This window comes from Citrobacter sp. Cpo040 (genome assembly GCF_030332915.1).
In the GTDB taxonomy this organism is placed as follows: Bacteria; Pseudomonadota; Gammaproteobacteria; order Enterobacterales; family Enterobacteriaceae; genus Citrobacter; species Citrobacter portucalensis.
On the sequence record NZ_JAOWGX010000036.1, the window covers coordinates 227,548 to 251,425 of the forward strand.

The 23,878-nt window shown below is 54.6% G+C and carries 25 protein-coding genes; 10 read left to right on the top strand and 15 right to left on the bottom strand.

The annotated features are described in order from the left end of the window. The first annotated feature begins 36 nt into the window (after positions 1 to 36). Positions 37 to 447, top strand: a complete 411-nt coding sequence (gene cueR, locus OGX86_RS15935; RefSeq protein ID WP_008783984.1) for a Cu(I)-responsive transcriptional regulator — start codon at positions 37 to 39, stop codon at positions 445 to 447. Here the strand turns inward: cueR and OGX86_RS15940 are convergent. From OGX86_RS15940 to OGX86_RS15955, 4 genes are read right to left on the bottom strand one after another with little or no spacing between them, the layout of a single operon-like run. Then, complete coding sequence (locus tag OGX86_RS15940) at positions 444 to 1,160, bottom strand: DUF3142 domain-containing protein (RefSeq protein ID WP_128317164.1); 717 nt, start codon at positions 1,158 to 1,160, stop codon at positions 444 to 446. The genes cueR and OGX86_RS15940 overlap by 4 nt on opposite strands. Further along, complete coding sequence (locus OGX86_RS15945; protein ID WP_286640278.1) at positions 1,130 to 3,274, bottom strand: PA5441 family protein; 2,145 nt, start codon at positions 3,272 to 3,274, stop codon at positions 1,130 to 1,132. The genes OGX86_RS15940 and OGX86_RS15945 overlap by 31 nt, the downstream gene beginning before the upstream one ends. 19 nt (positions 3,275 to 3,293) lie before the next feature. After that, positions 3,294 to 3,752 carry an NfeD family protein gene (locus OGX86_RS15950; RefSeq protein WP_048214771.1) on the bottom strand — a complete coding sequence of 153 codons (459 nt, stop codon included), beginning with the start codon at positions 3,750 to 3,752 and terminating at the stop codon, positions 3,294 to 3,296. Further along, positions 3,749 to 4,666 (bottom strand): SPFH domain-containing protein, encoded by a 918-nt coding sequence (locus tag OGX86_RS15955; RefSeq protein WP_003831073.1) that lies wholly within the window; start codon positions 4,664 to 4,666, stop codon positions 3,749 to 3,751. Before OGX86_RS15955 ends, OGX86_RS15950 begins: the two co-directional genes overlap by 4 nt. Positions 4,667 to 4,799: 133 nt before the next feature. Between OGX86_RS15955 and fetA the strand changes: the two genes are divergently transcribed. Next, the gene (gene fetA / locus OGX86_RS15960; protein WP_048214770.1) at positions 4,800 to 5,477 is read left to right on the top strand and encodes an iron efflux ABC transporter ATP-binding subunit FetA; all 678 of its coding nucleotides are present in this window, start codon (positions 4,800 to 4,802) and stop codon (positions 5,475 to 5,477) included. Beyond that, complete coding sequence (fetB, locus tag OGX86_RS15965; RefSeq protein ID WP_008783989.1) at positions 5,464 to 6,243, top strand: iron efflux ABC transporter permease subunit FetB; 780 nt, start codon at positions 5,464 to 5,466, stop codon at positions 6,241 to 6,243. Before fetA ends, fetB begins: the two co-directional genes overlap by 14 nt. 105 nt (positions 6,244 to 6,348) lie before the next feature. Here fetB and OGX86_RS15970 read toward each other — a convergent pair whose 3' ends face one another. The 3 genes from OGX86_RS15970 to tesA all read right to left on the bottom strand — a co-directional run bounded on the left by OGX86_RS15970 (position 6,349) and on the right by tesA (position 8,810). Beyond that, positions 6,349 to 7,203, bottom strand: a complete 855-nt coding sequence (locus tag OGX86_RS15970) for a co-chaperone YbbN (RefSeq protein WP_248281659.1) — start codon at positions 7,201 to 7,203, stop codon at positions 6,349 to 6,351. Positions 7,204 to 7,261: 58 nt separating this feature from the next. Beyond that, the gene (locus OGX86_RS15975; protein WP_284105786.1) at positions 7,262 to 8,032 is read right to left on the bottom strand and encodes an SDR family oxidoreductase; all 771 of its coding nucleotides are present in this window, start codon (positions 8,030 to 8,032) and stop codon (positions 7,262 to 7,264) included. 163 nt (positions 8,033 to 8,195) lie between these two features. Further along, positions 8,196 to 8,810 carry a multifunctional acyl-CoA thioesterase I/protease I/lysophospholipase L1 gene (gene tesA, locus OGX86_RS15980; protein ID WP_043015448.1) on the bottom strand — a complete coding sequence of 205 codons (615 nt, stop codon included), beginning with the start codon at positions 8,808 to 8,810 and terminating at the stop codon, positions 8,196 to 8,198. Here tesA and ybbA point away from each other — a divergent pair. The 6 genes from ybbA to OGX86_RS16010 all read left to right on the top strand — a co-directional run bounded on the left by ybbA (position 8,781) and on the right by OGX86_RS16010 (position 16,021). Beyond that, positions 8,781 to 9,467, top strand: coding sequence for a putative ABC transporter ATP-binding protein YbbA (gene ybbA / locus OGX86_RS15985; protein ID WP_008783992.1), 687 nt, complete (start codon positions 8,781 to 8,783; stop codon positions 9,465 to 9,467). The genes tesA and ybbA overlap by 30 nt on opposite strands. After that, a complete protein-coding gene (ybbP, locus tag OGX86_RS15990; protein ID WP_286640279.1) occupies positions 9,464 to 11,878 on the top strand; it encodes a putative ABC transporter permease subunit YbbP in 2,415 nt (804 codons plus the stop codon). The genes ybbA and ybbP overlap by 4 nt, the downstream gene beginning before the upstream one ends. Before the next feature lie 186 nt (positions 11,879 to 12,064). Continuing rightward, positions 12,065 to 13,198 carry a porin gene (locus tag OGX86_RS15995; protein ID WP_148362317.1) on the top strand — a complete coding sequence of 378 codons (1,134 nt, stop codon included), beginning with the start codon at positions 12,065 to 12,067 and terminating at the stop codon, positions 13,196 to 13,198. A gap of 260 nt (positions 13,199 to 13,458) precedes the next feature. Beyond that, positions 13,459 to 14,289, top strand: a complete 831-nt coding sequence (locus tag OGX86_RS16000; protein WP_048214765.1) for a MetQ/NlpA family ABC transporter substrate-binding protein — start codon at positions 13,459 to 13,461, stop codon at positions 14,287 to 14,289. Positions 14,290 to 14,352: 63 nt separating this feature from the next. Then, a complete protein-coding gene (gene sfbB, locus OGX86_RS16005; protein ID WP_125362866.1) occupies positions 14,353 to 15,369 on the top strand; it encodes a virulence-associated ABC transporter ATP-binding protein SfbB in 1,017 nt (338 codons plus the stop codon). Next, entirely contained in the window at positions 15,362 to 16,021 is a 660-nt protein-coding gene (locus tag OGX86_RS16010) for a methionine ABC transporter permease (RefSeq protein WP_003831085.1), read from the top strand. The genes sfbB and OGX86_RS16010 overlap by 8 nt, the downstream gene beginning before the upstream one ends. Here the strand turns inward: OGX86_RS16010 and mnmH are convergent, their stop codons facing one another. From mnmH to ppiB, 5 genes are all read right to left on the bottom strand, one after another. Beyond that, on the bottom strand, positions 16,022 to 17,107 hold the full coding sequence (gene mnmH / locus OGX86_RS16015) for a tRNA 2-selenouridine(34) synthase MnmH (RefSeq protein WP_286640280.1): 1,086 nt from the start codon (positions 17,105 to 17,107) through the stop codon (positions 16,022 to 16,024). A gap of 96 nt (positions 17,108 to 17,203) precedes the next feature. Next, a complete protein-coding gene (gene purK / locus OGX86_RS16020; protein ID WP_128317149.1) occupies positions 17,204 to 18,271 on the bottom strand; it encodes a 5-(carboxyamino)imidazole ribonucleotide synthase in 1,068 nt (355 codons plus the stop codon). Further along, complete coding sequence (purE, locus tag OGX86_RS16025) at positions 18,268 to 18,777, bottom strand: 5-(carboxyamino)imidazole ribonucleotide mutase (protein WP_149607761.1); 510 nt, start codon at positions 18,775 to 18,777, stop codon at positions 18,268 to 18,270. Before purE ends, purK begins: the two co-directional genes overlap by 4 nt. 238 nt (positions 18,778 to 19,015) lie before the next feature. Next, the gene (gene lpxH / locus OGX86_RS16030; RefSeq protein WP_060682629.1) at positions 19,016 to 19,738 is read right to left on the bottom strand and encodes a UDP-2,3-diacylglucosamine diphosphatase; all 723 of its coding nucleotides are present in this window, start codon (positions 19,736 to 19,738) and stop codon (positions 19,016 to 19,018) included. Positions 19,739 to 19,740: 2 nt separating this feature from the next. After that, positions 19,741 to 20,235 (bottom strand): peptidylprolyl isomerase B, encoded by a 495-nt coding sequence (ppiB, locus tag OGX86_RS16035; protein ID WP_003021875.1) that lies wholly within the window; start codon positions 20,233 to 20,235, stop codon positions 19,741 to 19,743. 173 nt (positions 20,236 to 20,408) lie between these two features. On the opposite strand from ppiB, the gene cysS reads away from it, so the two are divergent. Further along, positions 20,409 to 21,794 (top strand): cysteine--tRNA ligase, encoded by a 1,386-nt coding sequence (gene cysS / locus OGX86_RS16040; RefSeq protein ID WP_003831109.1) that lies wholly within the window; start codon positions 20,409 to 20,411, stop codon positions 21,792 to 21,794. Between the two features lie 77 nt (positions 21,795 to 21,871). Here the strand turns inward: cysS and OGX86_RS16045 are convergent, their stop codons facing one another. From OGX86_RS16045 to folD, 3 genes are all read right to left on the bottom strand, one after another. After that, positions 21,872 to 22,396: a metal-dependent hydrolase gene (locus OGX86_RS16045; protein ID WP_168978535.1), complete on the bottom strand. Its 525-nt coding sequence runs from the start codon at positions 22,394 to 22,396 to the stop codon at positions 21,872 to 21,874. A 125-nt stretch (positions 22,397 to 22,521) separates the two neighbouring features. Next, a complete protein-coding gene (gene ybcJ, locus OGX86_RS16050) occupies positions 22,522 to 22,734 on the bottom strand; it encodes a ribosome-associated protein YbcJ (protein ID WP_003831111.1) in 213 nt (70 codons plus the stop codon). A 1-nt stretch (position 22,735) separates the two neighbouring features. After that, positions 22,736 to 23,602, bottom strand: coding sequence for a bifunctional methylenetetrahydrofolate dehydrogenase/methenyltetrahydrofolate cyclohydrolase FolD (gene folD, locus OGX86_RS16055; RefSeq protein ID WP_003831112.1), 867 nt, complete (start codon positions 23,600 to 23,602; stop codon positions 22,736 to 22,738). Positions 23,603 to 23,878: the final 276 nt, after the last annotated feature.

A 23,878-nucleotide genomic window follows, 5' to 3' on the forward strand; every position in this document is an offset into this window, starting at 1 on the left:
AAACCTTCCATCAAGGGGAAGGTCAAGGGGGGAGATGTGAATATATCCGATGTTGCTAAAAAAACCGGTTTAACCAGCAAAGCCATTCGCTTTTATGAAGAGAAAGGACTGGTGACGCCGCCGCTGCGTAGTGACAATGGCTATCGCACTTACAACCAACAGCATCTGAATGAACTGACGTTGCTGCGTCAGGCGCGGCAGGTTGGGTTTAACCTGGAAGAGTGCGGCGAGCTGGTAAACCTGTTTAACGATCCGGCGCGTCATAGCGCGGATGTGAAAAAGCGCACCCTGGAAAAGGTGGCGGATATTGAGCGGCATATCAGTGAGCTGCAGGCCATGCGCTTGCATTTACTGGCGCTGGCGGACAGTTGCCCGGGTGATGACAGCGCTGAATGTCCGATCATGGATAATCTCTCCGGCTGCTGCCACCACAAAGCCAAGGCTTAACGGCGAGAGGGATTAAGCATAAACACCACCGTGCCGCGGTACCACGGGGATTTCTCAAGCTGCGCTTCAGCCAGTGGGTCCCAGTTACCGTTTTGCACCAGTCCCAGCTTAAATGGAATGCGCAGGCGGCTCAGCGCGGGTAGATACGCCTGATAATTCGTCACCGTGTGACACCCCTGATAGCTTTGCACCACCAGTTCATCGACCGCCAACGCGTTCAGCGTAGCGACGTCGCCCGTTTTTGCCCAATCCAGTAGTCCGGTTACGCCTAGCGCAAACTCGGCCGGGAGCTGTTGGCGCAGTTGCTGCAGAAAGTGGGCGTAGTCGGTCAGTTGATGGGTCGCTGCGTCAAAATCAACCTGCAGGCCAACGACGTGATTCCCGGCGGTCTGCCAGCGCTGCATCAACCGTATGATACGCGCCGGGATCTCTTCCGGTACGTCGAGGGTTGTAAAGCGTACGGTCAGCCAGATTGAGGGAAAAGACAGACGACTGACCGGCAGTCCGAGGCGCTGGAACACCACGTTACCGGAACGAACCAGTACCTCGCCCTGGTGCAGATAAACCGTTTGCGCGTCTTTCAGCTCGTCACTGGCTTTCACCCCAGACCACAGCCAGAAGGCTGAATGTTCACGGGCGGCGACGATATCCGCTGCCTGTGCCTGGCCGAGAAGCAGTGCGGTTACCAGTAATATTTGAGTTTTTGCGCCCACGGGCTTCCCGGATACTGCGTTTTCAGTTGGGTGAACCAGCCCTTACGCTGCAGTTTATCCACGTCTTCACCGCCGCATTCGTTAGCGCCTGATGGCGCATAGCACATGATGGCGCGATACAGCGCGAAGCTCTTATCTTCGACTTCCGCGGTGGGCGAGGTAATTACCTGCTGGTAGTAGCTCTGTCTGTCGAACTGGCCGAACGGTTTCTTGTGCGAGATAGCTGATTCAAGCACGTCGTTGCCAGCGCTGTTTTTCCACAGATCAACATGTGTTTGCGTGGTGCGGAAGAATTCGCCAAGGCAGTTCAGCGCGTGAGCATCATCCGCTTTTTTGCTCAATACCGTTACCGTTTCATTGAGGCTGCGGCACGTATAACCCGCCTGCGCCGTGTCGCCATTCCAGTCGAATATGCTCAGGTTAACGTCATCAAACGCTTCGCCAATGACCGGTGATGTAATCGCGCTGGCCAGTTTTCTGTCAGTAAGCCAGTCGCCAAAACGATTCTCTGTAAGATCCCGCACCAGCAGCGTATGCAGCGCAATGGTACGCTCTTCGTTATTCGTGCCATTAACGGCCTGCTGGCGCAGCAGTTCTGGCGTGGCCTGCGTTTTCAGCACCTGCGAGCGAAAGCGCAGGTTGGTCACCGCGCTATTCGGTGCGAAAACTGCCGCCACATCGCCGCTATATACCAGCGTGGCGGCAAGCTTAGCCTGCACATATTGCTGCTGTTCGTTATCCTGGCTGAGTTTTAACAACTGCTGCCAAAAATCGCGCGCCTCGGCCCATTTCTTCTGGCCCATCAACGCTTCGCCGTACAGCACCTGTTCGCTGAAGGTGAGGGTATCGTGAGCGGCAAGTTTCTGCGCTGGCGTAACTGCCTGAATAATTGCCGCGTAGTTGCCCGTTGCCAGCCACAGATTCAGTTGCAGATCGCGCCATAGCGGCAGTTTTTGGCTCTGTTCAAACACCGGTTTGCTGGCGTCGAGCTGTGCCTGCGTCAGCGTGGGTTTGCTGTTGTTATCCAGGCGCAGCGCGCGTAGCAGTTCGATATAGCTGACTCGCGGCGCGTCGGGGAAGGCCTCAACGACGGACTGGTCGTAGAACGCCATGCCATAGACATTATCGTATTCGATGACATTTTCGCGCAGCTGCCGTGCGTCAGCCGACTGCTTTAGCGTCTGTTCATACAACCCGGCCAGCTGCGGCCATGACTGTAAATACCAGTTGATGCGACGCAACATGCCTCGTGAAGAGTCAGCGTAGAGTCCTTGGGGAAAACGCTGCAGATAGGCCTGCGCCAACTCTTGAGCCTGAGTGGCATCCTCGCGATTAATTTTCGCAATATCAAAATCGCCGTACTCGCCCACGCTGTTCTGACTGCTCTTGTTCAACGCCGTGCGCATCAGCATGTATTGCGCGGTCTCTGCCAGCCACGGACGATCGCTTGTAGCAAGTTGAGTGAAATCCCGTTCGGCACTGGCATAATCACCGGCATAGAAACTGGCGGCTGCTGCCAGATAGCTTTTATAGGGCAGAGCAGGAGAATCTGCCGTCAAGGTGGCAAGAGAAGACTCAATTTGCTCGCGGGTTGCTCCGGAAAGCAGTCCTGTACGCGCCTGGGCTAAGGCCTGGCGCTGTTCCGCCGTTAACGTGGAATCGGCCAACAGCGCGGCAAAAAACGCGCTGACGCTCTCGGTGTTATTCGAAACATGGCGGTTCTCAAGCTCAGCGTCGTTGATGTTTATTTCGTCGGCGCTAATGTTCAGCTCGGCCATCTGTCGGGAGAGCGGGCTGTCTGCGGCAGATGCCGGAGCAGCGGCTGGCTGCGGGGCAGCCTCATCCCACTGCGGGTGATAGGCAAAATAGAAATCACGGGAGCGGGTGATGTCTGCGGGCATTGATTGCACGGGCAGAGCAAATGATTTTTCCTGGCTCAGCAGCCGCAGCAGGTTGTCACGGCTGTCGTTTTCAGGGTTAAAGGTCGGCGTTCCCTTCAGCAGGCAGCTGTCGTCGCTCCATTTGCAGTCTTCCATATCGAACGAAGCGAATGCCTGCGGGGCGGCGGTCAGCAATGTGCAAAGGGCAAAGGCAAGGGGTGTCTTCCTGACCATAGTCTTATTTCCTGTCTTTTTAGTGTGATACCGCTTTTATAATCAGGGTGATTCCCTCAACGGCAATGACTTCAACCTGCGTTCCGGCGCTCAAATCGTCACGGGCGCTAACGGGCCAGGAACTGTCGCCGACGCGCATATGTCCGCGACCATTGACCAGGTCAGTTTCCAGAGTAAATCGACGGCCAACTAACTGTTGTCCACGTTGGTTAAGATGGCTATCGGCTGGCTGCTGCTCCTGAACGCGCCTTGCCAGCCACTTCCACCACAGCCAGGCCGCCAGCAGGGTGAGGGCAGCGAACATTGCCCCCTGCCACGCCCAGTCTAGTGGAACGAGCCAGATGACCAGACCGGTAATCACCGCTGCCACGCCGCTCCACAGCAGATAGCCGTTGCCGCCCAGCATCTCGGCGGCCAGTAACAGACCACCGAGGCTGAGCCAGAAGATATGCGGGTGCACCAGAATCATCGCTATCATGATTTTTTCCGCTCGCTGGCGCTGTCCTTAACCAGTTCGGCGATCCCGGCAATGGAACCCATCAGGCTGCTGGCATCCAGCGGCATCATCACCACTTTGCTGTTATTCGACGAGCCGATATGCTGCAGCGCTTCGGTGTATTTCTGAGCCACGAAGTAGTTCACGGCCTGAATATCCCCGGCGGCAATGGCTTCAGACACCATCTGTGTTGCGCGGGCTTCTGCTTCTGCGGAACGTTCACGCGCTTCAGCCTGTAAAAATGCGGACTGACGTTCACCTTCCGCGATGAGGATTTTCGACTGCTTCTCACCTTCGGCCTTAACGATTTCTGCCTGACGGATCCCTTCGGCTTCAAGAATGTAGGCGCGCTTGGTACGTTCGGCTTTCATTTGCGCGTTCATGGCGTCGATAAGTTCTGCCGGAGGACGCACGTCGCGGATCTCAATACGGGTGATTTTGATGCCCCAGGGATTGGTTGCCTCATCAACGATATGCAGCAGGCGCGTGTTGATGTTGTCGCGCTGGGAGAGCATTTCATCGAGCTCCATCGAGCCGAGAACAGTACGAATGTTGGTCATGGTCAGGTTGATGATCGCCAGTTCCAGGTTGCTGACTTCATACGCGGCTTTCGGCGCGTCGATCACCTGAATAAAGCACACAGCATCAATCGAGACGTTGGCGTTATCTTTGGAGATGACTTCCTGAGAGGGGATATCAAGCACCTGTTCCATCATATTGATCTTACGACCAATGCGGTCCATGAACGGTACAACAAGGCTTAAACCCGGTTGCAGAGTTTTGGTGTAACGGCCAAAACGCTCTACCGTCCACTGATATCCCTGCGGGACGATTTTGACGCCTGCGCCGACGATCACCAGCGCGACAAAAATAAGAATAGGAATAAAAATGAGCATTGATGAAACCTCCTGTTGTGCTGTCCTTTACTGCCTCATTAGTCAAATTATACCCGATTTATCAAGGTGGGCTCCCCTATAATAAATTACAGGGATAGACTATCTGCACGAAAGATGTAAAAAGGGATTGGTAATGGAAGAAAGCAGCATTCTGCTTCAGTTAAAAAATGTCGCATGGCAGGCAGGGGCGACGCAGATTCTTAATAACATCTGTTTTGATCTCCGCGCCGGAGAATTTAAGCTGATTACCGGCCAGTCCGGCTGCGGTAAAAGTACGTTACTCAAGATAGTCGCGTCGTTAATTAGCCCGAGTTCCGGTGAAATCCTTTTTGAGGGTAAGGAGATATCAACGCTTAAGCCTGAAGCTTATCGCCAGCAGGTCTCTTATTGCGCGCAAACGCCCGCTTTGTTCGGTGATACCGTCTACGACAACCTCATTTTTCCCTGGCAAATCCGCGATAAACGCCCGGAACCGGATGTGTTTCTGGAAGATCTGGCTCGTTTTCAGTTGCCCGAGACGATCCTGAAAAAAAATATCAATGAGCTATCTGGTGGCGAAAAGCAGCGCGTCTCGTTAATTCGTAATTTGCAGTTTCTGCCGAAAATCCTGCTGCTTGATGAAATCACCAGCGCACTGGATGAGTCCAACAAACGTAACGTGAACGAATTAATTCACCACTATGTTCGCGACAAGAATATTGCCGTGCTGTGGGTGACGCACGATAAAGATGAGATTAATCACGCGGATAATGTCATCACTCTTCAACCGCACGCCGGAGAAATGCAGGAAGTCAGCAATGAACGAGCATAATATTACCAATGAATCCCTGGCGTTAGCGATGATGCTGGTGGTGGTCGCGATACTGATCAGCAACAAAGAAAAGCTGGCGCTGGAAAAAGATATTCTCTGGAGCGTTTGCCGGGCAGTGGTTCAGCTTATTATCGTGGGCTACGTGCTGAAATATATTTTTGGCGTCAACCATAGCATTCTGACCTTATTGATGGTGTTATTTATCTGCTTTAACGCGGCCTATAACGCGCAAAAACGCAGTAAATATATTGATAAAGCTTTTCTCTCGTCGTTTATTGCCATTACGGTGGGGGCGGGGCTAACGCTTTCGGTGCTGGTTCTGTCAGGCTCTATCGAGTTCACGCCGATGCAGGTCATCCCGATCTCCGGCATGATTGCAGGTAATGCGATGGTGGCGGTGGGGCTGTGTTACAACAATTTGGGGCAGCGGTTTAACAGCGAGCAGCAGCAAATTCAGGAAAAACTCAGCCTCGGCGCAACGCCGAAGGTGGCTTCTGCACCGCTTATTCGCGACAGCATTCGCGCCTCGCTGATCCCGACTATCGATTCAGCGAAGACCGTGGGGCTGGTGAGTTTACCGGGAATGATGTCAGGATTGATCTTTGCAGGTATTGACCCGGTAAAAGCGATTAAGTATCAGATTATGGTGACGTTTATGCTGCTTTCCACCGCCAGCCTGTCGACCATTATTGCCTGCTATTTAACCTATCGGAAGTTCTATAATTCGCGCCACCAACTGGTGGTGACGCCATTAAAGAAACCGTGATGTGATGCCGTATGGCGGCTACCGCCATATCCGGCCGACGGGAATGAGGTGTTGGTTGTGTTTGTAGGCCCGATAAGCGTAGCGCCATCGGGCATGATGAACCAATTAGTACAACAGCGCGTACAGCTGGCGGCGATACTTCGAGGCCAGCGCATCACCGGTACCCAGTGCGGCAAGGATCTCCTGGAAAGTCTTACGCGCCTGACCGTCGGCAGCCGTAAGATCTTTCTTCAGGTGGCTGAACAGTAATTCCAGCGATTCCTCGTTGCGCCCGACCTGGTGCAATTGAATAGCCAACTGCGTTGCCAGCGACGCATCCTGTGGATTGCTGGCGACCTGCTGCTGCAACTGTTGGATTTCCGGTGTATCAGCGGCCTGCTTCAGCAGTTCGATCTGTGCGATAAGCCCTTGATAGCGGGTGTCCTGATCCTGCAACGGAATGGTTTTCAGTACCGCTTCGGCTTCATCAGAACGGTTCAGGGCGATTTGCGTTTCCGCCAGCAGCAGACCGATTTCGCTGCTCTGGTTGGAGATCTGCCAGGCTTCTTTCAGCAGCGGCAGCGCATCCGCGTGATTACCGGCTTCGATGAATTCGATAGCCTGGCGTGCTTTCAGCTCTTCTTCGCTCGGCAGCACTTTCTCCAGCAGCGCGCGAATAACCTCTTCCGGTTGCGGGCCCTGGAATCCATCTACCGGCTGACCGTTCTGGAACAGATAAACCGTAGGGATCGCGCGCAGACCAAACTGGGAGGCGATCATCTGCTCGGCATCGCAGTCGAGCTTAGCGAGAATAAACTGGCCGTTGTACTGGGCGGCAAGGCTTTCCAGTACCGGCGTTAACTGCAGACAATGCTGGCTGCGCTCAGACCAAAAATAGAACAGGACCGGCGTGGTCATCGACTGTTCGAGGGTCTGCTGTAGGTTCGATTCGTTAATGTTAACAATATTCTGTGTGGACATGGAGTTACTCTCTTTTGTCGATTTCTTGTTACATGGGGGCTGACGCGCGAGCTTCAACTCAACCCTGTAAAATTTTGTCCATTATGCGGCCTGGCAGCAGGCGTTTAAGCAGCATCACTGCCCACGTCACCAGCGTAACCGGATAACGTAGCTTTGGTTTATCGCTCTCAAACGCATGACGCACTTTGGCGACAACCGCTTCTGGTCCCAGCGTAAAACGCGCGGCAATGCCGGGATTTTCCACGGGAGCATCGCTCTGGGTCTGGTTGACGTTTTCGGTAAAGCGGGTACGGATGGGGCCGGGTTCAATCAGGCTGACCTTAATCCCGCTGTGGCGCAGTTCCATACGCAGTGCGTCGGACCAGGCTTCCAGTGCATATTTGCTGGCGGCATAGGCGCCGCGTCCCGGCGTTGAGATCAATCCCATCACCGAGGAGGTCATCACAATGCGCCCTTCGCCGTGGGGTAACATGGCAGGCAACAGGCGCATGGTAAGCTGATGTGCGCCAAAGAAGTTGGCGGAAAACTGCTGTTCCATCTGTTCACGGCTGATGGTGGGCAGTGGACCATAGATACCGTATCCGGCGTTGTTAAAGATCCCATATAAACGATTATCGGTCAGGGCGATCACTTCATCGGCGGCACGATCCACGCTTTCGGGTGAATCCAGATCCAGCAACACGCCAGTGAATCCCATGCTGTTCATACGCGCGACATCGTCAGGTTTGCGACAGCCTGCCAGAATTTGAAAACCCTGGCGCTTTAGCTCAAGCGCGCTTTCCAGGCCGATTCCGCTGGAACATCCTGTTATTAAGACCGATTTTTGCATAACTTTACCTGTCAGGATCTCCGTTGAATTACGAGTCGTGATTTACTATATCCGTCATACTTCAAGTTGTCTGCGCGTTGGCTACGCTCGCTCACCCCAGTCACATAGTTATCTATGCTCCTGGGAACTCTCTCACTTGCCGCCTTCATACAACTCGAATTATTTAGGATAGAAAAGGGGTGAGATGTTGCGCCATCCAGTCGGCGATAAACGGCTGGGCGTCACGGTTAGGATGAATACCATCATCCTGCATCCACTGGGGTTTCAGATAAACCTCTTCCATAAAAAAGGGCAGCAGAGGGATATCAAACTCTTTGGCGAGCTTTGGATAAATCGCGCTAAAGGTTTCATTATAACGGCGACCGTAGTTTGCCGGCAGACGAATTTGCATTAATAGCGGTTCGGCATTTGCCGCTTTCACGTCCTGCAAAATCGTGCGCAGGGTTTGTTCGGTTTGCGCAGGCGCAAAGCCGCGCAGGCCATCGTTGCCGCCAAGTTCGACCAGTACCCAACGCGGCTGGTGCTGCTTGAGTAATGCAGGCAGACGGGCCAGGCCCTGCTGCGAGGTGTCGCCGCTAATGCTGGCATTCACCACTGGCGTTTTGGTTTGCCATTTATCATTAAGTAGCGCAGGCCACGCGGCGCTGGCGGACATTCGGTATCCGGCGCTCAGGCTGTCACCCAGAATTAATAACGTGTCCGCTGCGGCGGCGCGGAAAGTTAACAGGACCAGGAACAGGAAAGGCCAATGCCAGCGGAAAACATTGTTGAAGTTCATCATCTTAAGAAATCCGTCGGTCAGGGTGATCATGAGCTATCCATCCTTACCGGAGTTGAACTGGTTGTCAAACGCGCCGAGACCATTGCGCTGATTGGCGAGTCGGGATCGGGGAAATCCACGCTGCTGGCGATCCTCGCCGGGCTGGACGATGGCACCAGCGGTGAAGTCAGCCTGGTGGGGCAGGCGTTGCACACCATGGACGAAGAAGCCCGGGCGCAGCTGCGGGCGCGGCACGTGGGTTTTGTCTTCCAGTCATTCATGTTAATTCCGACCCTCAACGCGCTGGAAAACGTCGAACTGCCCGCGCTGTTGCGCGGCGAGAACAGCGGAAAAAGTCGTGACGGGGCAAAAACGCTGCTGGAGCAACTGGGGTTGGGAAAACGTCTTGATCATCTTCCGGCCCAGCTTTCCGGCGGGGAGCAGCAGCGCGTGGCGTTGGCGCGGGCCTTTAACGGTCGCCCTGACGTGCTGTTTGCCGATGAACCAACGGGCAATCTGGACCGCCAGACCGGAGACAAAATCGCCGACCTGCTGTTTTCTCTGAACCGGGAACACGGTACTACCCTGATTCTGGTAACCCATGACCCGCAGTTGGCGGCGCGTTGCGATCGGCGTTTACGCCTGGTGAATGGACAGTTGCAGGAGGAGGCATGATTGCACGCTGGTTCTGGCGCGAATGGCGCTCGCCTTCATTACTGATTGTCTGGCTGGCGCTGAGCCTGGCGGTAGCTTGTGTGCTGGCGCTGGGCAATATCAGCGATCGTATGGAAAAAGGGCTGAGCCAGCAAAGCCGTGAGTTTATGGCGGGCGATCGGTCGCTACAAAGTTCGCGTACCGTGCCGAAAGCGTGGATTGACGAGGCGCGACAGCGTGGCCTGAAGGTGGGCGAACAACTGACCTTTGCCACCATGACCTTTGCCCAGGATACGCCGCAGCTGGCGAACGTCAAAGCGGTAGATGATGTGTATCCGATGTACGGCACACTGCAAACCAACCCGCCGGGACTGAAACCGCAGCCGGGCTCGGTGCTGCTGGCCCCACGTCTGATGGCGCTACTCAACTTAAAAGTCGGTGATTCCATCGACGTTGGCGATGCCACGCTGCGCATTGCCGGGGAGGTGGTGCAGGAGCCGGACTCTGGTTTTAATCCGTTCCAGATAGCACCGCGTCTGATGATGAACATGGCGGATGTCGAAAAAACGGCGGCGGTCCAGCCGGGAAGCCGCGTGACCTGGCGCTATAAATTTGGCGGGACGCCATCGCAACTGGAAGCCTATGAAGAGTGGCTGCTGCCACAGTTAAAGCCTGAACAGCGCTGGTATGGGCTGGAGCAGGATGAAGGGGCGCTGGGGAAATCACTTGAGCGTTCGCAACAGTTCTTGCTGCTGTCGGCGCTGTTAACGCTGCTGCTGGCGGTCGCCGCGGTTGCCGTAGCGATGAGCCATTATTGCCGCAGCCGTTACGATCTGGTGGCTATTCTGAAAACGCTCGGTGCGGGCAGAGCGCAACTGCGCAGGCTGATTGTTGGTCAATGGCTGATGGTGCTGGCGCTGTCTGGCTTGACCGGCGGGCTGTTCGGACTGCTATTTGAGCGCGTGCTGGTGCTACTGCTCAAGCCGGTTCTGCCTGGAGAACTACCGCCTGCCAGCCCCTGGCCGTGGCTATGGGCACTAGGCACCATGACGGTGATTTCGCTGTTGGTCGGGTTACGCCCTTACCGCCTGCTGCTGGCGACGCAGCCGCTGCGGGTGCTGCGCCGTGACGTGGTGGCAAACGTCTGGCCGCTGAAGTTTTATTTGCCGGTGGTAGTGATAGTCGTGATTGCACTGCTTGCTGGACTGATGGGCGGAAGTCCGCTGCTGTGGGCGGTACTGGCTGGTGCGGTGGTACTGGCGCTGTTGTGCGGGGTGCTCGGCTGGATGCTGCTCAACGTGCTGCGTGGTCTGACGCTTTCCTCACTGCCGCTGCGTTTGGCGGTCAGTCGACTGTTGCGCCAGCCGTGGTCAACGCTCAGCCAGCTATCGGCATTTTCGCTTTCCTTTATGCTGCTGGCGTTGTTACTGGTACTGCGCGGCGATCTGCTCGACCGTTGGCAGCAGCAAATGCCGCCGGAAAGCCCGAACTATTTCCTGATCAACATTGCCACCGAGCAGGTGGTTCCGCTGAAGGCTTTCTTGTCGGAACATCAGGTGATCCCGGAATCGTTCTATCCGATTGTTCGGGCGCGTCTGACGGCGATCAATGAGAAGCCGACCGAAGGCAATCAGGATGAGGCGCTGAACCGCGAGCTTAACCTGACCTGGCAGGATACCCGACCGGATCATAACCCGATAACTGCCGGAAGCTGGCCGCCAAAAGAGGGCGAAGTGTCGATGGAAGAAGGGTTGGCGAAGCGGTTAAACGTGAAGCTCGGCGATCGGGTGACCTTTATGGGCGATACCCAGGATTTCAGCGCCACGGTCAGCAGCCTGCGTAAAGTGGATTGGGAAAGCCTGCGGCCTAACTTCTTCTTTATTTTCCCTGCCGGGGCGCTGGACGATCAGCCCCAGAGCTGGTTAACCAGCTTTCGCTGGGAGAACGGCAACGGCATGTTGACGCAGCTTAACCGCGAATTCCCGACCATCAGCCTGCTGGATATTGGCGCCATCCTCAAACAGGTAGGGCAGGTGCTGGAGCAGGTGAGCCGGGCGCTGGAAGTGATGGTGGTACTGGTCACCGCCTGCGGTATGTTGCTGCTATTGGCGCAGGTTCAGGTCGGTATGCGCCAGCGTCACCAGGAGCTGGTAGTCTGGCGCACGCTGGGCGCGGGCAAGAAACTGCTGCGTACCACGCTGTGGTGCGAGTTCGCCATGCTCGGGATGGTTGCCGGACTGGTGGCAGCCATCGGCGCGGAAACCGCATTGGCGGTGCTGCAAACCAAAGTGTTTGATTTCCCCTGGGAGCCAGACTGGCGACTGTGGGTAGTATTACCATTTAGTGGAGCATTGCTGCTCTCTTTATGCGGCGGATGGCTCGGTTCACGTCTGCTAAAAGGTAAAGCGCTGTTCCGTCAGTTCAGTAGTTAATTCATATTCGTGATGATTACGCACCGGTTTTTTAAATCGGTGCTTTTTTTATCTATGCAGCACAAATTGATAACTCCTTGATATTTAACAGCACAGAACAATAAAAACCCAACAACACGAGAGTATTAATAAACGTTAATATTTGTGTGCTGAATAATTGGCAGGCTATCTATCAAGGTATAAATAATGACTATAAAAAAAACAGCGCTGGCGGTATCGATCGGCGCAGCAGTGGCATTAACGACTTTCGCTTCACAGGCGGAAATCACGGTCCTGAAACAAGATCCGCAGGCGGGCAACCCGCTGAGCCGTCTTAACTTCACCGTCGGCGGGAGTATTCGCCCGCAGTTCCAGAATATGACCGGTGACGATGGTAAGAATGGCTACAAACGTAATGGCTTCGATGGCGGTACACGTTTCCGCTTCGCCGCTGACTATTATCTGTTTGATGATATCAGTTGGGTGAGCTACTACGAGCTGGGCGTTAACTTCCCGGCGATGTTCAACTGGGATAACCACTACGCTGACGGTGCTAACGATACCACGCGTCGTATGTTGTACACCGGTCTGAAGAGTGCAACCTGGGGTACGCTGACCTTCGGTCAACAGAACAGCATTTACTATGATGTGGTCGGTGCGAAAACGGATATCTGGGACTACGACATGATCGGGCAGGCACCAGGTAACGGTATCAATGGCGACTATGATGGTTCCTACCGTACGCGTAAATCGTTGAAGTATAAGAAAACGGTTGGCGATGTTGATCTCTACGCGTCTTATCTGTTCAGTGATGATTACAACCCGAACAACGGCCTGCGCTACAAGCGTAAAGGCGGTGGCTCGCTGGGTGCGGATTATCACATCACCGATGACCTGACCTGGGGTACGGCGTGGAACTACACTCGCGCGGAAATGCGTGGCAACACCAGCAAAACCTACGATCAAAACATCGTTGGTACCGCGTTGAGCTGGAAACCGGACAACTGGACCTTCTCGCTGGGCGGCGGTTGGTATCAAAACTTCATGACCACCAAAAAAGTCTCTGTTAACGACTACTTTGCCGGTGACGCCTGGGGTCTGGAATACTTCGCCGGTTACACCTTCCCGGTGGGTCAATATGCGCTGAAATCCGTTCAGCCTTACTTTATGGGCGACCGTATTGAGTACGTGAATGGCCGTAACTACCTGCGTACCGACAACGGCGTAGGGATCAGCTTCCAGCTGGATTACGGTTTCCGTGTTGATTACGAACACGTCTTTACCTCCAGCACCGACAATCTGGGTGACATGAACCTGGTTCGTCTGCGTTACGACTTCTAATCGACGCCTGCCGCCCGATATGCTTGCGTTTATCGGGCCTAAGAAAGCTGTTGTAGGCCGGATAAGGCACTTATGCCGACATCCGGCTTTTTCATACCTTCTCACATTTAAAAACATACTCTGCAACATCATGAAATAATTTCAAGGACAGCAGGTTGTGATCTGTGTCATGTTAGAAATCTGCCTGTTATCAGGCCAACGAGAACAACGCCGCATGAACGGCGTGAGACATGACACCACAACGTTAAAATGGAGAAAATATGGGATTGCGTCAGAGTTTACGCGTCGCGACCGGGGCGCTGTTACTGGCCTGCGGCTTACAATTTGCTCATGCGAACAGTGACCCGCATACCATCGTGTTTGGCGTCGCGCCTGGGCCATACGGCGATATGGTGAAACAGGCCATTGCCCCTACGCTGAAAGAGAAAGGTTACAAGGTAGTGGTGCGCGAATTCAGCGATTACGTGCAGCCAAACATGGCGCTCTCCAACGGTAGCATTGATGCTAACCTGTTCCAGCATTCGCTCTATTTTGACAAATTCACCGCCGATAAAGGCCTGAAGCTGAGCAAGCTGATTGTGGTCCCGACGGCCGGGATGGGGTTTTACTCGCACAAAATCAAAAGCCTGGATGAGTTGAAAAAAGGGGATGTGATCACGTTGTCCAACGATCCGACCAACCTGGCCCGCGGTCTGCGTTTCCTGCAATCCATTGGCCTTATCACCATCAAAGATAATATCGATCCTACGAAAGCCTCCGAGCGCGATATCGCCAGCAACCCGAAAGGACTGGTATTTAAACCACTGGAAGCGGCACAACTGCCGCGCACTTTGGACGGTGTGACCGGCGCGCTGGTTAACGGTAACTTTGCCGTGGCGGCAAAACTGGATCTTTCCAGCGCCATCAAGCAAGAGCACCTGGACGAAAATCTGAAAAATATCATCGCGGTACGCAGTGAAGATGCGGATAAACCGTTCGCGAAAGATATTGTTGAGGCGGTGAAATCTCCGGCGTATCGCGCGGTGATCGACGATCCGCAAAATATCTACAGCGCCTTCCAGAAACCGGAATGGATGTCGACAGCCCAATAATCGCTGCGCACAAGGGTTAACAGGGGCAGCGACGACTGCCCTTTTCGCATTTCTGAGGTGGATATGATTGAGATAGAAAAGGTTTGCGTGGATTTTAGCGCAGGCCGTGGACCATCAACCCGGGCGGTTGATGACGTTAGCATGCGCATTGGCGCAGGTGAGATATTTGGCATTGTCGGGACCAGCGGCGCGGGGAAAAGTACGCTGCTGCGCACCCTGAACGCCTTAACGCGTCCGAGCCAGGGAAGCGTGAAGGTGAACGGCGTAGAAATTTCTGCGCTGGAAGGGGGGCATCTACGTAAAGCCCGTCAGCGTATCGGGATGATTTTTCAACATTTTAACCTGATGCATACCCGTACCGTGGCGCAAAACGTCGCCTTTAGCCTGAAGGCTGCCGGATGGGAGCGCAGTAAAATTGGCCCGCGCGTGAGCGAAATCCTGGCGCTGGTGGGGCTGTCAGACAAGGCGAACCGCTTTCCGGTTCAGCTCAGCGGTGGGCAAAAGCAGCGTGTGGGTATTGCCCGCGCGATTGCCAATCATCCGGATGTGTTGCTGTGTGATGAACCTACTTCCGCCTTAGATCTCGAAACCTCAGCCACGATTCTGGCATTGCTTAAGCAGATCAACCAACAGTTGGGGATCACGATCGTGCTGATCACTCACGAGATGAACGTGATCAAATCGATTTGCGATCGCGTGGCGGTGATGTCCGGTGGCAAGGTGGTGGAGTCTGGTGAGGTGTTTGACGTTTTTGCTCATCCGCAGCACGCGTTTACGCAGCAGCTGGTGTCGCATACCCTCAATTTGACGCTGCCCGAGCGTCTGCGCCAGCATCTGCCCGGCCAGTTGCTAAAAATTCTGTTCATCGGCGATTCGGCGGAACAGCCGGTGTTGTCAGAAGTCGCGGTTAAATTTGGCGTGGCGGTGAACATTCTGCACGGCAAAATTGAATATATTGGCGAACGTGCGCTGGGGATTCTGGTCGTGCAGCTGACCGCGCCGCATAACCCTTCAGCGGTGGAAGTCGCCGTGGAACATATTCGTCAACGTACTGCACAGGTGGAGGTGATTCGTGGATGATTTATTGCCTGATTTGACGCTGGCGTTTAATGAAACCTTCCAGATGCTGAGCATCTCTACGGTGCTGGCAATTATTGGTGGTCTGCCGCTCGGTTTTCTGATTTTCGTCACCGACCGGCATTTATTCTGGCAAAACCGTTTTGTGTATCTGCTCAGCTCCGTGCTGGTGAATATCATTCGTTCGGTACCGTTTGTGATCCTGCTGGTTCTGCTGCTGCCGCTAACCCAGTTTTTGCTCGGGAATACCATTGGCCCGATTGCGGCGTCGGTCCCGCTCTCAGTGGCGGCAATTGCCTTCTATGCCCGTCTGGTCGACAGTGCGCTACGTGAAGTTGATAAAGGCATTATTGAAGCGGCGGAAGCGTTTGGGGCCAGCCCGATGCGCATCATCTGCACCGTCCTGTTACCAGAGGCGAGCGCGGGTCTGCTGCGTGGGTTGACGATTACGCTGGTGAGTCTGATCGGTTACTCCGCTATGGCCGGGATCGTTGGCGGCGGTGGAGTCGGCGACCTGGCGATTCGCTTTGGTTATTACCGCTACGAAACCCAGGTCATGATTGTCACCGTGGTGGCGCTGATTATTCTGGTGCAGGTCGTTCAGGTGCTGGGTGACTGGCTGGCAAAACGCGCAGATAAGCGCGACAGACACTGATCACCGTGCGTTAAGCCAGTCGGCAACGTCCTGCCATGTGCCGCGAAAGACGATTTTCGCGGCTTTCTTTTCCAGCTGATAGCGATACATCGGGTCGTAATACTCGTTGAGCAACGGCACCAGCCAGCCCATATGGGCGTCGGTGCTGCCCGTTGCCTGCTGTTCGCGCAGAGCCACGTCGAGCAGGGTGGTCAGCTCAGCAAAACGTTGTAAACCCAGACGACGGCGGATAGCAAACAGGCCGTGGTGCAGATATTCGCTGTACTCCTGCCAGCCCTGGCTCTCGCCATAAGCGTGGGTAAAATCGTGGTGCATCTTCACGAAATACTCTTCGCGTAGTCGCTCCAGACGACGCTCAAAAGGATCGTCCACCACTGCAATTGATGCCTGGGTCATGCGCTCGCGCAGGCATTCGGGCAGATGATTAGCCCCGATCATGCGGCCTTCATCTTCCAGTAACCACAGACGTAAATCCTGACGGCTATCGGTTTTGAGCATTTCAACCGCCAGCAGGTTTTCAAAACTCGCCTGACTCAATTGAGGTTCAACGGTGCGCCCAAACGAGGAGCCGCGATGGTGCGCCAGACCTTCGAGATCCACACCGTTTGGCTGTTGTTGCACCAGTTGGGTTTTGCCGTTCCCGGTACAGCCGCCAATTAAGACGATCGGCTTTTGCACTAATTCTTCAGTCAGCTGTATCACTGCCTGGCGCAGGGCTTTGTAACCGCCTTTAATCAGCGGATAGTCAATGCCGGACTCATGCAGCCACTGCTGCACAATATGCGAACGCTGACCGCCACGCGCGCAGCATAAATAGCCTGCAGGATTTTGACGGCAGGCATCCTGCCAGGCATGCATGCGCTGTTGGCGGGTCTCCCCCGAGACCAGTTGATGGCCGAGCGCGAGGGCGGCTTCGGGCCCCTGGCGTTTGTAACAGGTACCCACGGCGGCACGTTCGTCATCGTTCATTAAGGGAAGGTTGATTGCGCCCGGCATTGCGCCCTGCTGAAATTCCACGGGGGCGCGTACATCGATTAAAGGCGTACCGGCAAGCAAAATTGCGCGGTAGTCCGTTCCATCGTTCATGTTTGATCCTGAAAATACAAAACAGCAATGGAGGGGATTTTACGCGCCAGAGGAGGGGCCGGGGAAGGATAAAATCAACTCCCCGGCATTATTGGCTTATTTCAGCTTTGACTGCGCCCAGATAATACCGCTGGCATATTCCGGCGGCAGCAGGGGGATAAGCGCTTCCAGCGTCGCGCTAAGGCGCGCGGTATCGCTGTCGCTCAGGTTCAGGTGACCCACCTTACGCCCTTCACGCACCTCTTTGTCATACCAGTGCAGATGCACCAGCGGCAGCTTCAGCCAGTCGTAGTTCAGGTCGCTACCAATCAGGTTTACCATCACCGAAGGATGGTTCACCACCGGCGTCGGTAACGGCAGGTCGGTAATGGCACGTAGATGCAGCTCAAACTGGCTGATGCTGGCGCCGTTTTGCGTCCAGTGCCCGCTGTTGTGCACGCGCGGAGCCAGTTCGTTAATCAGCAGACCTTCCGGGGTGATGAAACACTCCATCGCCATCACGCCGACATAGCACAGCTCCTGCATGATGGCAGAGAGCATTGCTTCAGCTTGTTCCTGCTGTCTGGCGTTAGCCTGCGGGAACACCACGCTGGTGCGCAGAATGCCGTCCTGATGCAGGTTATGGGTCAGAGGATAGAAAACGGTGCTGCCGTCGTGCGCACGAGCGCCAACCAGTGAGACTTCTCCGGAGAAGTTGATTCCCCGCTCGACGATGCACTCGCCGTAGCAGTCGTCCGGCAGTTGCTCAGTTTCATTTGCGCGCAAGCGCCACTGTCCACGTCCGTCGTAGCCGCCGACGCGACGTTTCACAATCGCCAGCTCGCCAAGTTTGTCGAATATCGCAGACCATTCGCTTTTATCTGCCAGCAGTTGCCATGGCGCGGTCGCCAGACCGAGCTTGTCAAAAAGCTGCTTTTGCGTCAGACGGTCGGCAATAATCGGGAAGACGTCGCGGTTAACAAACGCCGGGTGGCGTGCCAGTTCGCGGGTGAGTGCCGTTTCCGGCCAGCGCTCAATCTCAGCGGTGATCACGCTTTGCTGAAAAGGGACCGCAGCCGGTTCAGCGTCCAGCCCGACGGGCCAGACCGCTATGCCCAGTGGCTCACCGGCCTGGCGCAGCATGCGCCCTAGCTGTCCGTTGCCAAGTACGCAGACCTGCTTCATGCGACACCTCGCGGGTCCGGGTTCTCCAGCACCTCATCGGTTTGCGCTTTGCGCCACTCAGCCAGACGCTGATGTAGTTCTTTGTCGTGTGTTGCCAGAATTTGTGCTGCCAGCAGGGCCGCATTTGCCGCCCCCGCTTTGCCGATCGCCAGCGTGCCGACCGGAATACCGCGCGGCATTTGAACGATAGAGTAGAGGCTATCTACGCCGCTCAGCGCTGCGCTTTGCACCGGAACGCCCAAAACTGGCACCAGCGTTTTCGCCGCAATCATTCCAGGCAAATGTGCAGCACCACCGGCACCGGCAATAATCACCTGATAGCCGTTCTCTTCAGCGCCTTCGGCGAAACTGAACAGTTTGTCTGGGGTACGGTGAGCAGAGACGACCTCAACATGGTGTGGAATGTCCAACATTTCGAAGATTTCGGCGGCGAACTGCATGGTAGCCCAGTCGCTTTTGGACCCCATCACGATGGCGACACGCGCCGGATTATTGCGGGAAGACATGCGTCTGAAAACTCCTGTGGTGCACTACACTCGACTTTTGAGGCCACAGAGAATAGCATAATTCACCGCCAAGGAAAACGATTGCGCGCTTTGCACTTCACTCTTCAAGCTGCCTCTTTGTTGGCTGCATCTGCTCACCCCAGTCACTTACTTTTGTAAGCTCCAGGGGACTCACAGATTTGCCGCTTTGATGCAACTCGAATAATTTTGTGTAAAGAGGAACTGAGTATCTGCAGAATTAAAACGGAAATGCGATCAGTTCAACGTCGTCAGGGGTGACTTTGATCATCGAACCTTCGGTGTGCCATGCGCCTAAAACCACGCGGAAAGCGGGTTGCTCATTGGCCGTAAGCTCGTGGACGGCAGGGCGGTGGGTATGGCCGTGAATTAACCACTGAACCTGATGTTTTTCCATCTCGCTAATCACGGCCTGCTGATTCACATCCATGATTTCCAGCGATTTGGTGGTGTTGGCTGCTTTGCTGTTGGCACGCATTTTCGCAGCGATTCGCTGGCGAACGAACAGCGGCAGAGCGAGGAACAGCTTCTGTAACCAGGGTTGATGCACTTTGGCGCGAAATGCCTGATAGCCTGCGTCGTCGGTGCATAAGGTGTCGCCATGCATGATCAGCACCTTGCGGCCATACAGGTCGAGCACTTTTTCTTCGGGAAGCAAGGTCATGCCGCTCGCACGGGCAAAACGTTTACCGAGCAGAAAATCACGGTTGCCGTGAATAAAAAAGCAGGGAACGCCGGAATCAGTCAGTGATTTTATCGCCGCGGCCATTTCACGATGCAGCGGATTAGGATCGTCGTCGCCAATCCAGGCTTCAAACAGGTCGCCAAGAATGTATAGCGCATCGGCCTTTCGCGCATCACCGGCTAAAAAACGCAGAAAACCGGCGGTGATCGCCGGTTCTTCTGTGCAGAGGTGAAGATCTGCAATAAACAGTGTCGCCACGATTACTCGCTGACGGTCACGTTTTCGATGATAACGTCTTCTTTTGGCACATCCTGATGCATACCGCTGCGACCAGTGGAAACGCCTTTGATTTTATCAACCACGTCCATGCCTTCAACAACTTCAGCGAACACGCAGTAACCCCAACCCTGCATGCTTTCGCCGGAAAAGTTCAGGAAGTCGTTGTCTGCAACGTTGATGAAGAACTGTGCGGTTGCGGAGTGCGGAGCCTGAGTACGCGCCATCGCCAGCGTACCACGGGTGTTTTTCAAACCGTTGTTCGCTTCGTTTTTGATCGCTTCTTTCGTGGCTTTTTGCTTCATGCCTGGCTCGAAACCGCCGCCCTGGATCATGAAACCGTTAATAACACGGTGGAAAATGGTGTTGTTGTAAAAACCTTCGCGGCAGTAGTCCAGGAAGTTTTTAACTGTTTCAGGCGCTTTATCATCAAACGTTTTGATTACGATATCGCCGTGATTAGTGTGGAAAGTAACCATTTTTGCATCCTGTTCCGATAGATTGGTGCTTCGACCCCGTCAAGGGTCAGAGTTAGGGGTGTGTTATAGCATAACCGCAAGCTGCGATCACCTCGCAAAGTGTGCTGCTTCCGGTCTAAATTATGGGTATTATACAGACTTTACTATCCACACACGTCTACACGGAATCTTCGATGTTAAAAATCTTTAATACACTGACGCGCCAAAAAGAGGAATTCAAACCTATTCATGCCGGGGAAGTCGGCATGTACGTGTGTGGTATTACCGTTTACGATCTCTGTCATATTGGCCACGGACGTACCTTCGTTTCTTTCGACGTCGTTGCGCGTTATCTGCGCTTTCTCGGCTATAAGCTGAAGTATGTGCGCAACATTACCGATATCGATGACAAAATCATCAAGCGCGCGAATGAAAACGGCGAAAGCTTTGTGGCGTTGGTCGACAGAATGATCGCGGAAATGCACAGCGATTTCGATGCGCTGAATATTCTGCGCCCGGATCTGGAGCCGCGTGCTACGCACCATATCGCTGAAATTATCGAAATCACTGAACAGCTGATTGCCAAAGGTCACGCTTATGTTGCCGATAACGGCGACGTGATGTTCGACGTGCCGACTGACCCGAACTACGGCCAGCTGTCGCGCCAGGATCTGGATCAGCTGCAGGCAGGCGCGCGCGTTGACGTGGTTGATGTGAAGCGCAACCCGATGGACTTCGTGCTGTGGAAAATGTCCAAAGAAGGCGAGCCGAGCTGGCCGTCTCCGTGGGGCGCGGGCCGTCCGGGCTGGCACATCGAATGTTCGGCGATGAACTGCAAACAGTTGGGCAACCATTTCGATATTCACGGTGGCGGTTCGGACCTGATGTTCCCGCACCATGAAAACGAAATTGCTCAGTCCACCTGTGCGCATGACGGTGAGTACGTTAATTACTGGATGCACTCAGGGATGGTGATGGTTGACCGCGAGAAAATGTCCAAATCGCTGGGCAACTTCTTTACCGTTCGCGATGTGCTGAAATACTACGACGCCGAAACCATTCGCTACTTCCTGATGTCTGGTCATTACCGTAGCCAGTTAAACTACAGCGAAGAGAACCTCAAGCAGGCGCGTTCTGCGCTGGAGCGTCTGTATACCGCGCTGCGTGGTACCGACAAATCCGTTGCGCCAGCCGGTGGCGAAGCCTTTGAAGCGCGCTTTATTGAAGCGATGGACGACGACTTCAACACCCCGGAAGCCTACTCCGTATTGTTTGATATGGCACGTGAGGTAAACCGTCTGAAGGGTGAAGATATGGCGGCGGCTAACGGCATGGCTGCGCATCTGCGTAAGCTTTCCAGCGTACTGGGCCTGCTGGAACAGGATCCAGAAGCGTTCCTGCAAAGCGGTGCGCAGGCGGATGACGGTGAAGTCGCTGAAATTGAAGCGTTAATCCAACAGCGTCTGGATGCGCGTAAGGCGAAAGACTGGGCGGCAGCTGACGCCGCGCGTGACCGTCTCAACGAGATGGGCATCGTGCTGGAAGACGGCCCGCAGGGTACCACCTGGCGTCGTAAGTAACTCTGTAATGCCCGGTGGCGCTTACGCTTACCGGGCCGTGTAGGCCGGATAAGACGCATCGCGTCGCATCCGGCAGATTAATATTTCCGATACCACCACAGCACACTCATCATTACGATTCCCGGCAGCCATACCCACATCAACTCCGACATGATCACCTGGTGCCCGTACGGCGTGGCGTAGCGTGACAGCGCGAACGGCGCGACTTTAATCACCTGCCACGGCGCGAAAAAGCGTTCATCCGACCACGGCCACAGCCAGCCGACGCCTTTGCCGCCGGTGGTGACAGAATCCAGCAGACTGTGCGACAGCAGTGAAACCGTCAGGAATAGCCAGCAGCGAATCAATCCCGCCTTAAACCATCGTCGGCCAATCAAGACGCAGAGCAGCGGTACCACGAAGGCGAACAGCAGTGAGTGGGTAAAACCCCGGTGACCAAACACATTGCCGTAGGCGACGCCGAACTTAAATGACAACACGTCGGCATCTGGCAGCATGGCCAGAACGACGCCAGCAAACAGTAATCGTGGGGGGATGACTTTAAGTCCGAGACCTAACCCTAAACAGAGCGGAACGGCCGCGTGGGTAACGATAGTGGGCATGATGATCGCTTCGTGAGGAAAAACAACATGCTATCAGTTCACTGTGAAGTGGGGATGAAGTCATTATCTGAAAACGAGAAGGGGAAGTGGCCGGATACGGTGTTAACCTCATCCGGCACTTAGGGTCACGCCACGACGTTAATGCTGTGGCCTTCAAAGCTGACGGTCTGTCCGGCAACGATTTTGCAGCGTTTACGCGTTTCAACAACGCCATCGACCTTCACTAACCCTTCGCCAATAGCAATTTTTGCCTGGGCGCCGCTTTCGCTCCAGCCTTCCAGCTTCAGCAAATCGCAGAGTTCAACGTGTGGGTGTTTACCCAGTGAAAATGTGGCCATCTTAAACGTCCTTTACATCATGATATTCAACACACGCCTGCAGCGTGTTTTCGATAAGTGTGGCGACCGTCATTGGGCCTACGCCGCCGGGGACCGGCGTGATATATGACGCTCGTGCGGCCGCATCGTCAAAGACCACATCGCCAACAACCTTACCATTCTCCAGACGGTTGATGCCGACATCAATCACAATCGCACCTTCTTTGATCCACTCACCAGGAATAAAGCCCGGTTTACCGACGGCAACAATCAGCAGGTCAGCATTTTCTACGTGGCGGCGCAGATCTTTAGTGAATCGGTGGGTGACGGTGGTGGTGCAGCCAGCCAGCAGTAGCTCCATACTCATTGGGCGACCGACAATATTCGAGGCACCGATGACCACGGCATTCAGACCGTAGGTATCGATGTTGTAACGCTCAAGCAGGGTAACGATACCGCGCGGAGTACATGGGCGCAGACGCGGCGCGCGCTGGCACAGGCGACCGACGTTATACGGGTGGAAACCGTCAACGTCTTTATCCGGTGCAATCCGTTCCAGCACTTTCACGTTGTCGATACCCGCCGGCAACGGCAGTTGTACCAGGATACCGTCGATGGTGGTATCTGCATTGAGCGTATCGATCAGCTCAAGAAGCTCCGCCTCGCTGGTGGTTTCAGGCAGGTCATAGGAGCGGGAGACAAACCCCACTTCGTCACAGGCTTTGCGTTTACTCGCAACATAAATCTGCGAAGCCGGGTTGCTACCTACCAGCACAACAGCCAGGCCTGGGGCGCGTAATCCAGCCGCTAAACGCGCCTGAACTTTTTGAGCAACCTCAGAGCGCACCTGCTGCGCAATCGTTTTACCGTCAATAATCTTTGCTGCCATCAGAGAGAGAATTCCGTCTGTTACGTTAAACCGAAGGGGATGTCACTATTTTGTCAGAAGCGGGGCGTGCTGTCAGTTTTCGTTTGCGTTTTTACGTGCGATAACGGGTGCCATGGTCAGAGCATGAGATCAGCACAGAGGCTGAAGTCTCCCAGGTAATTAATGAGCATGCGAATTAAAATTAACGTGAATGAAACAATTCATCACCCTGGTGTTTTCAGGGGTAATGCGCCATAAACCAGTCTGTTACGTACCTTTATGGGAGCATTTAAGTAA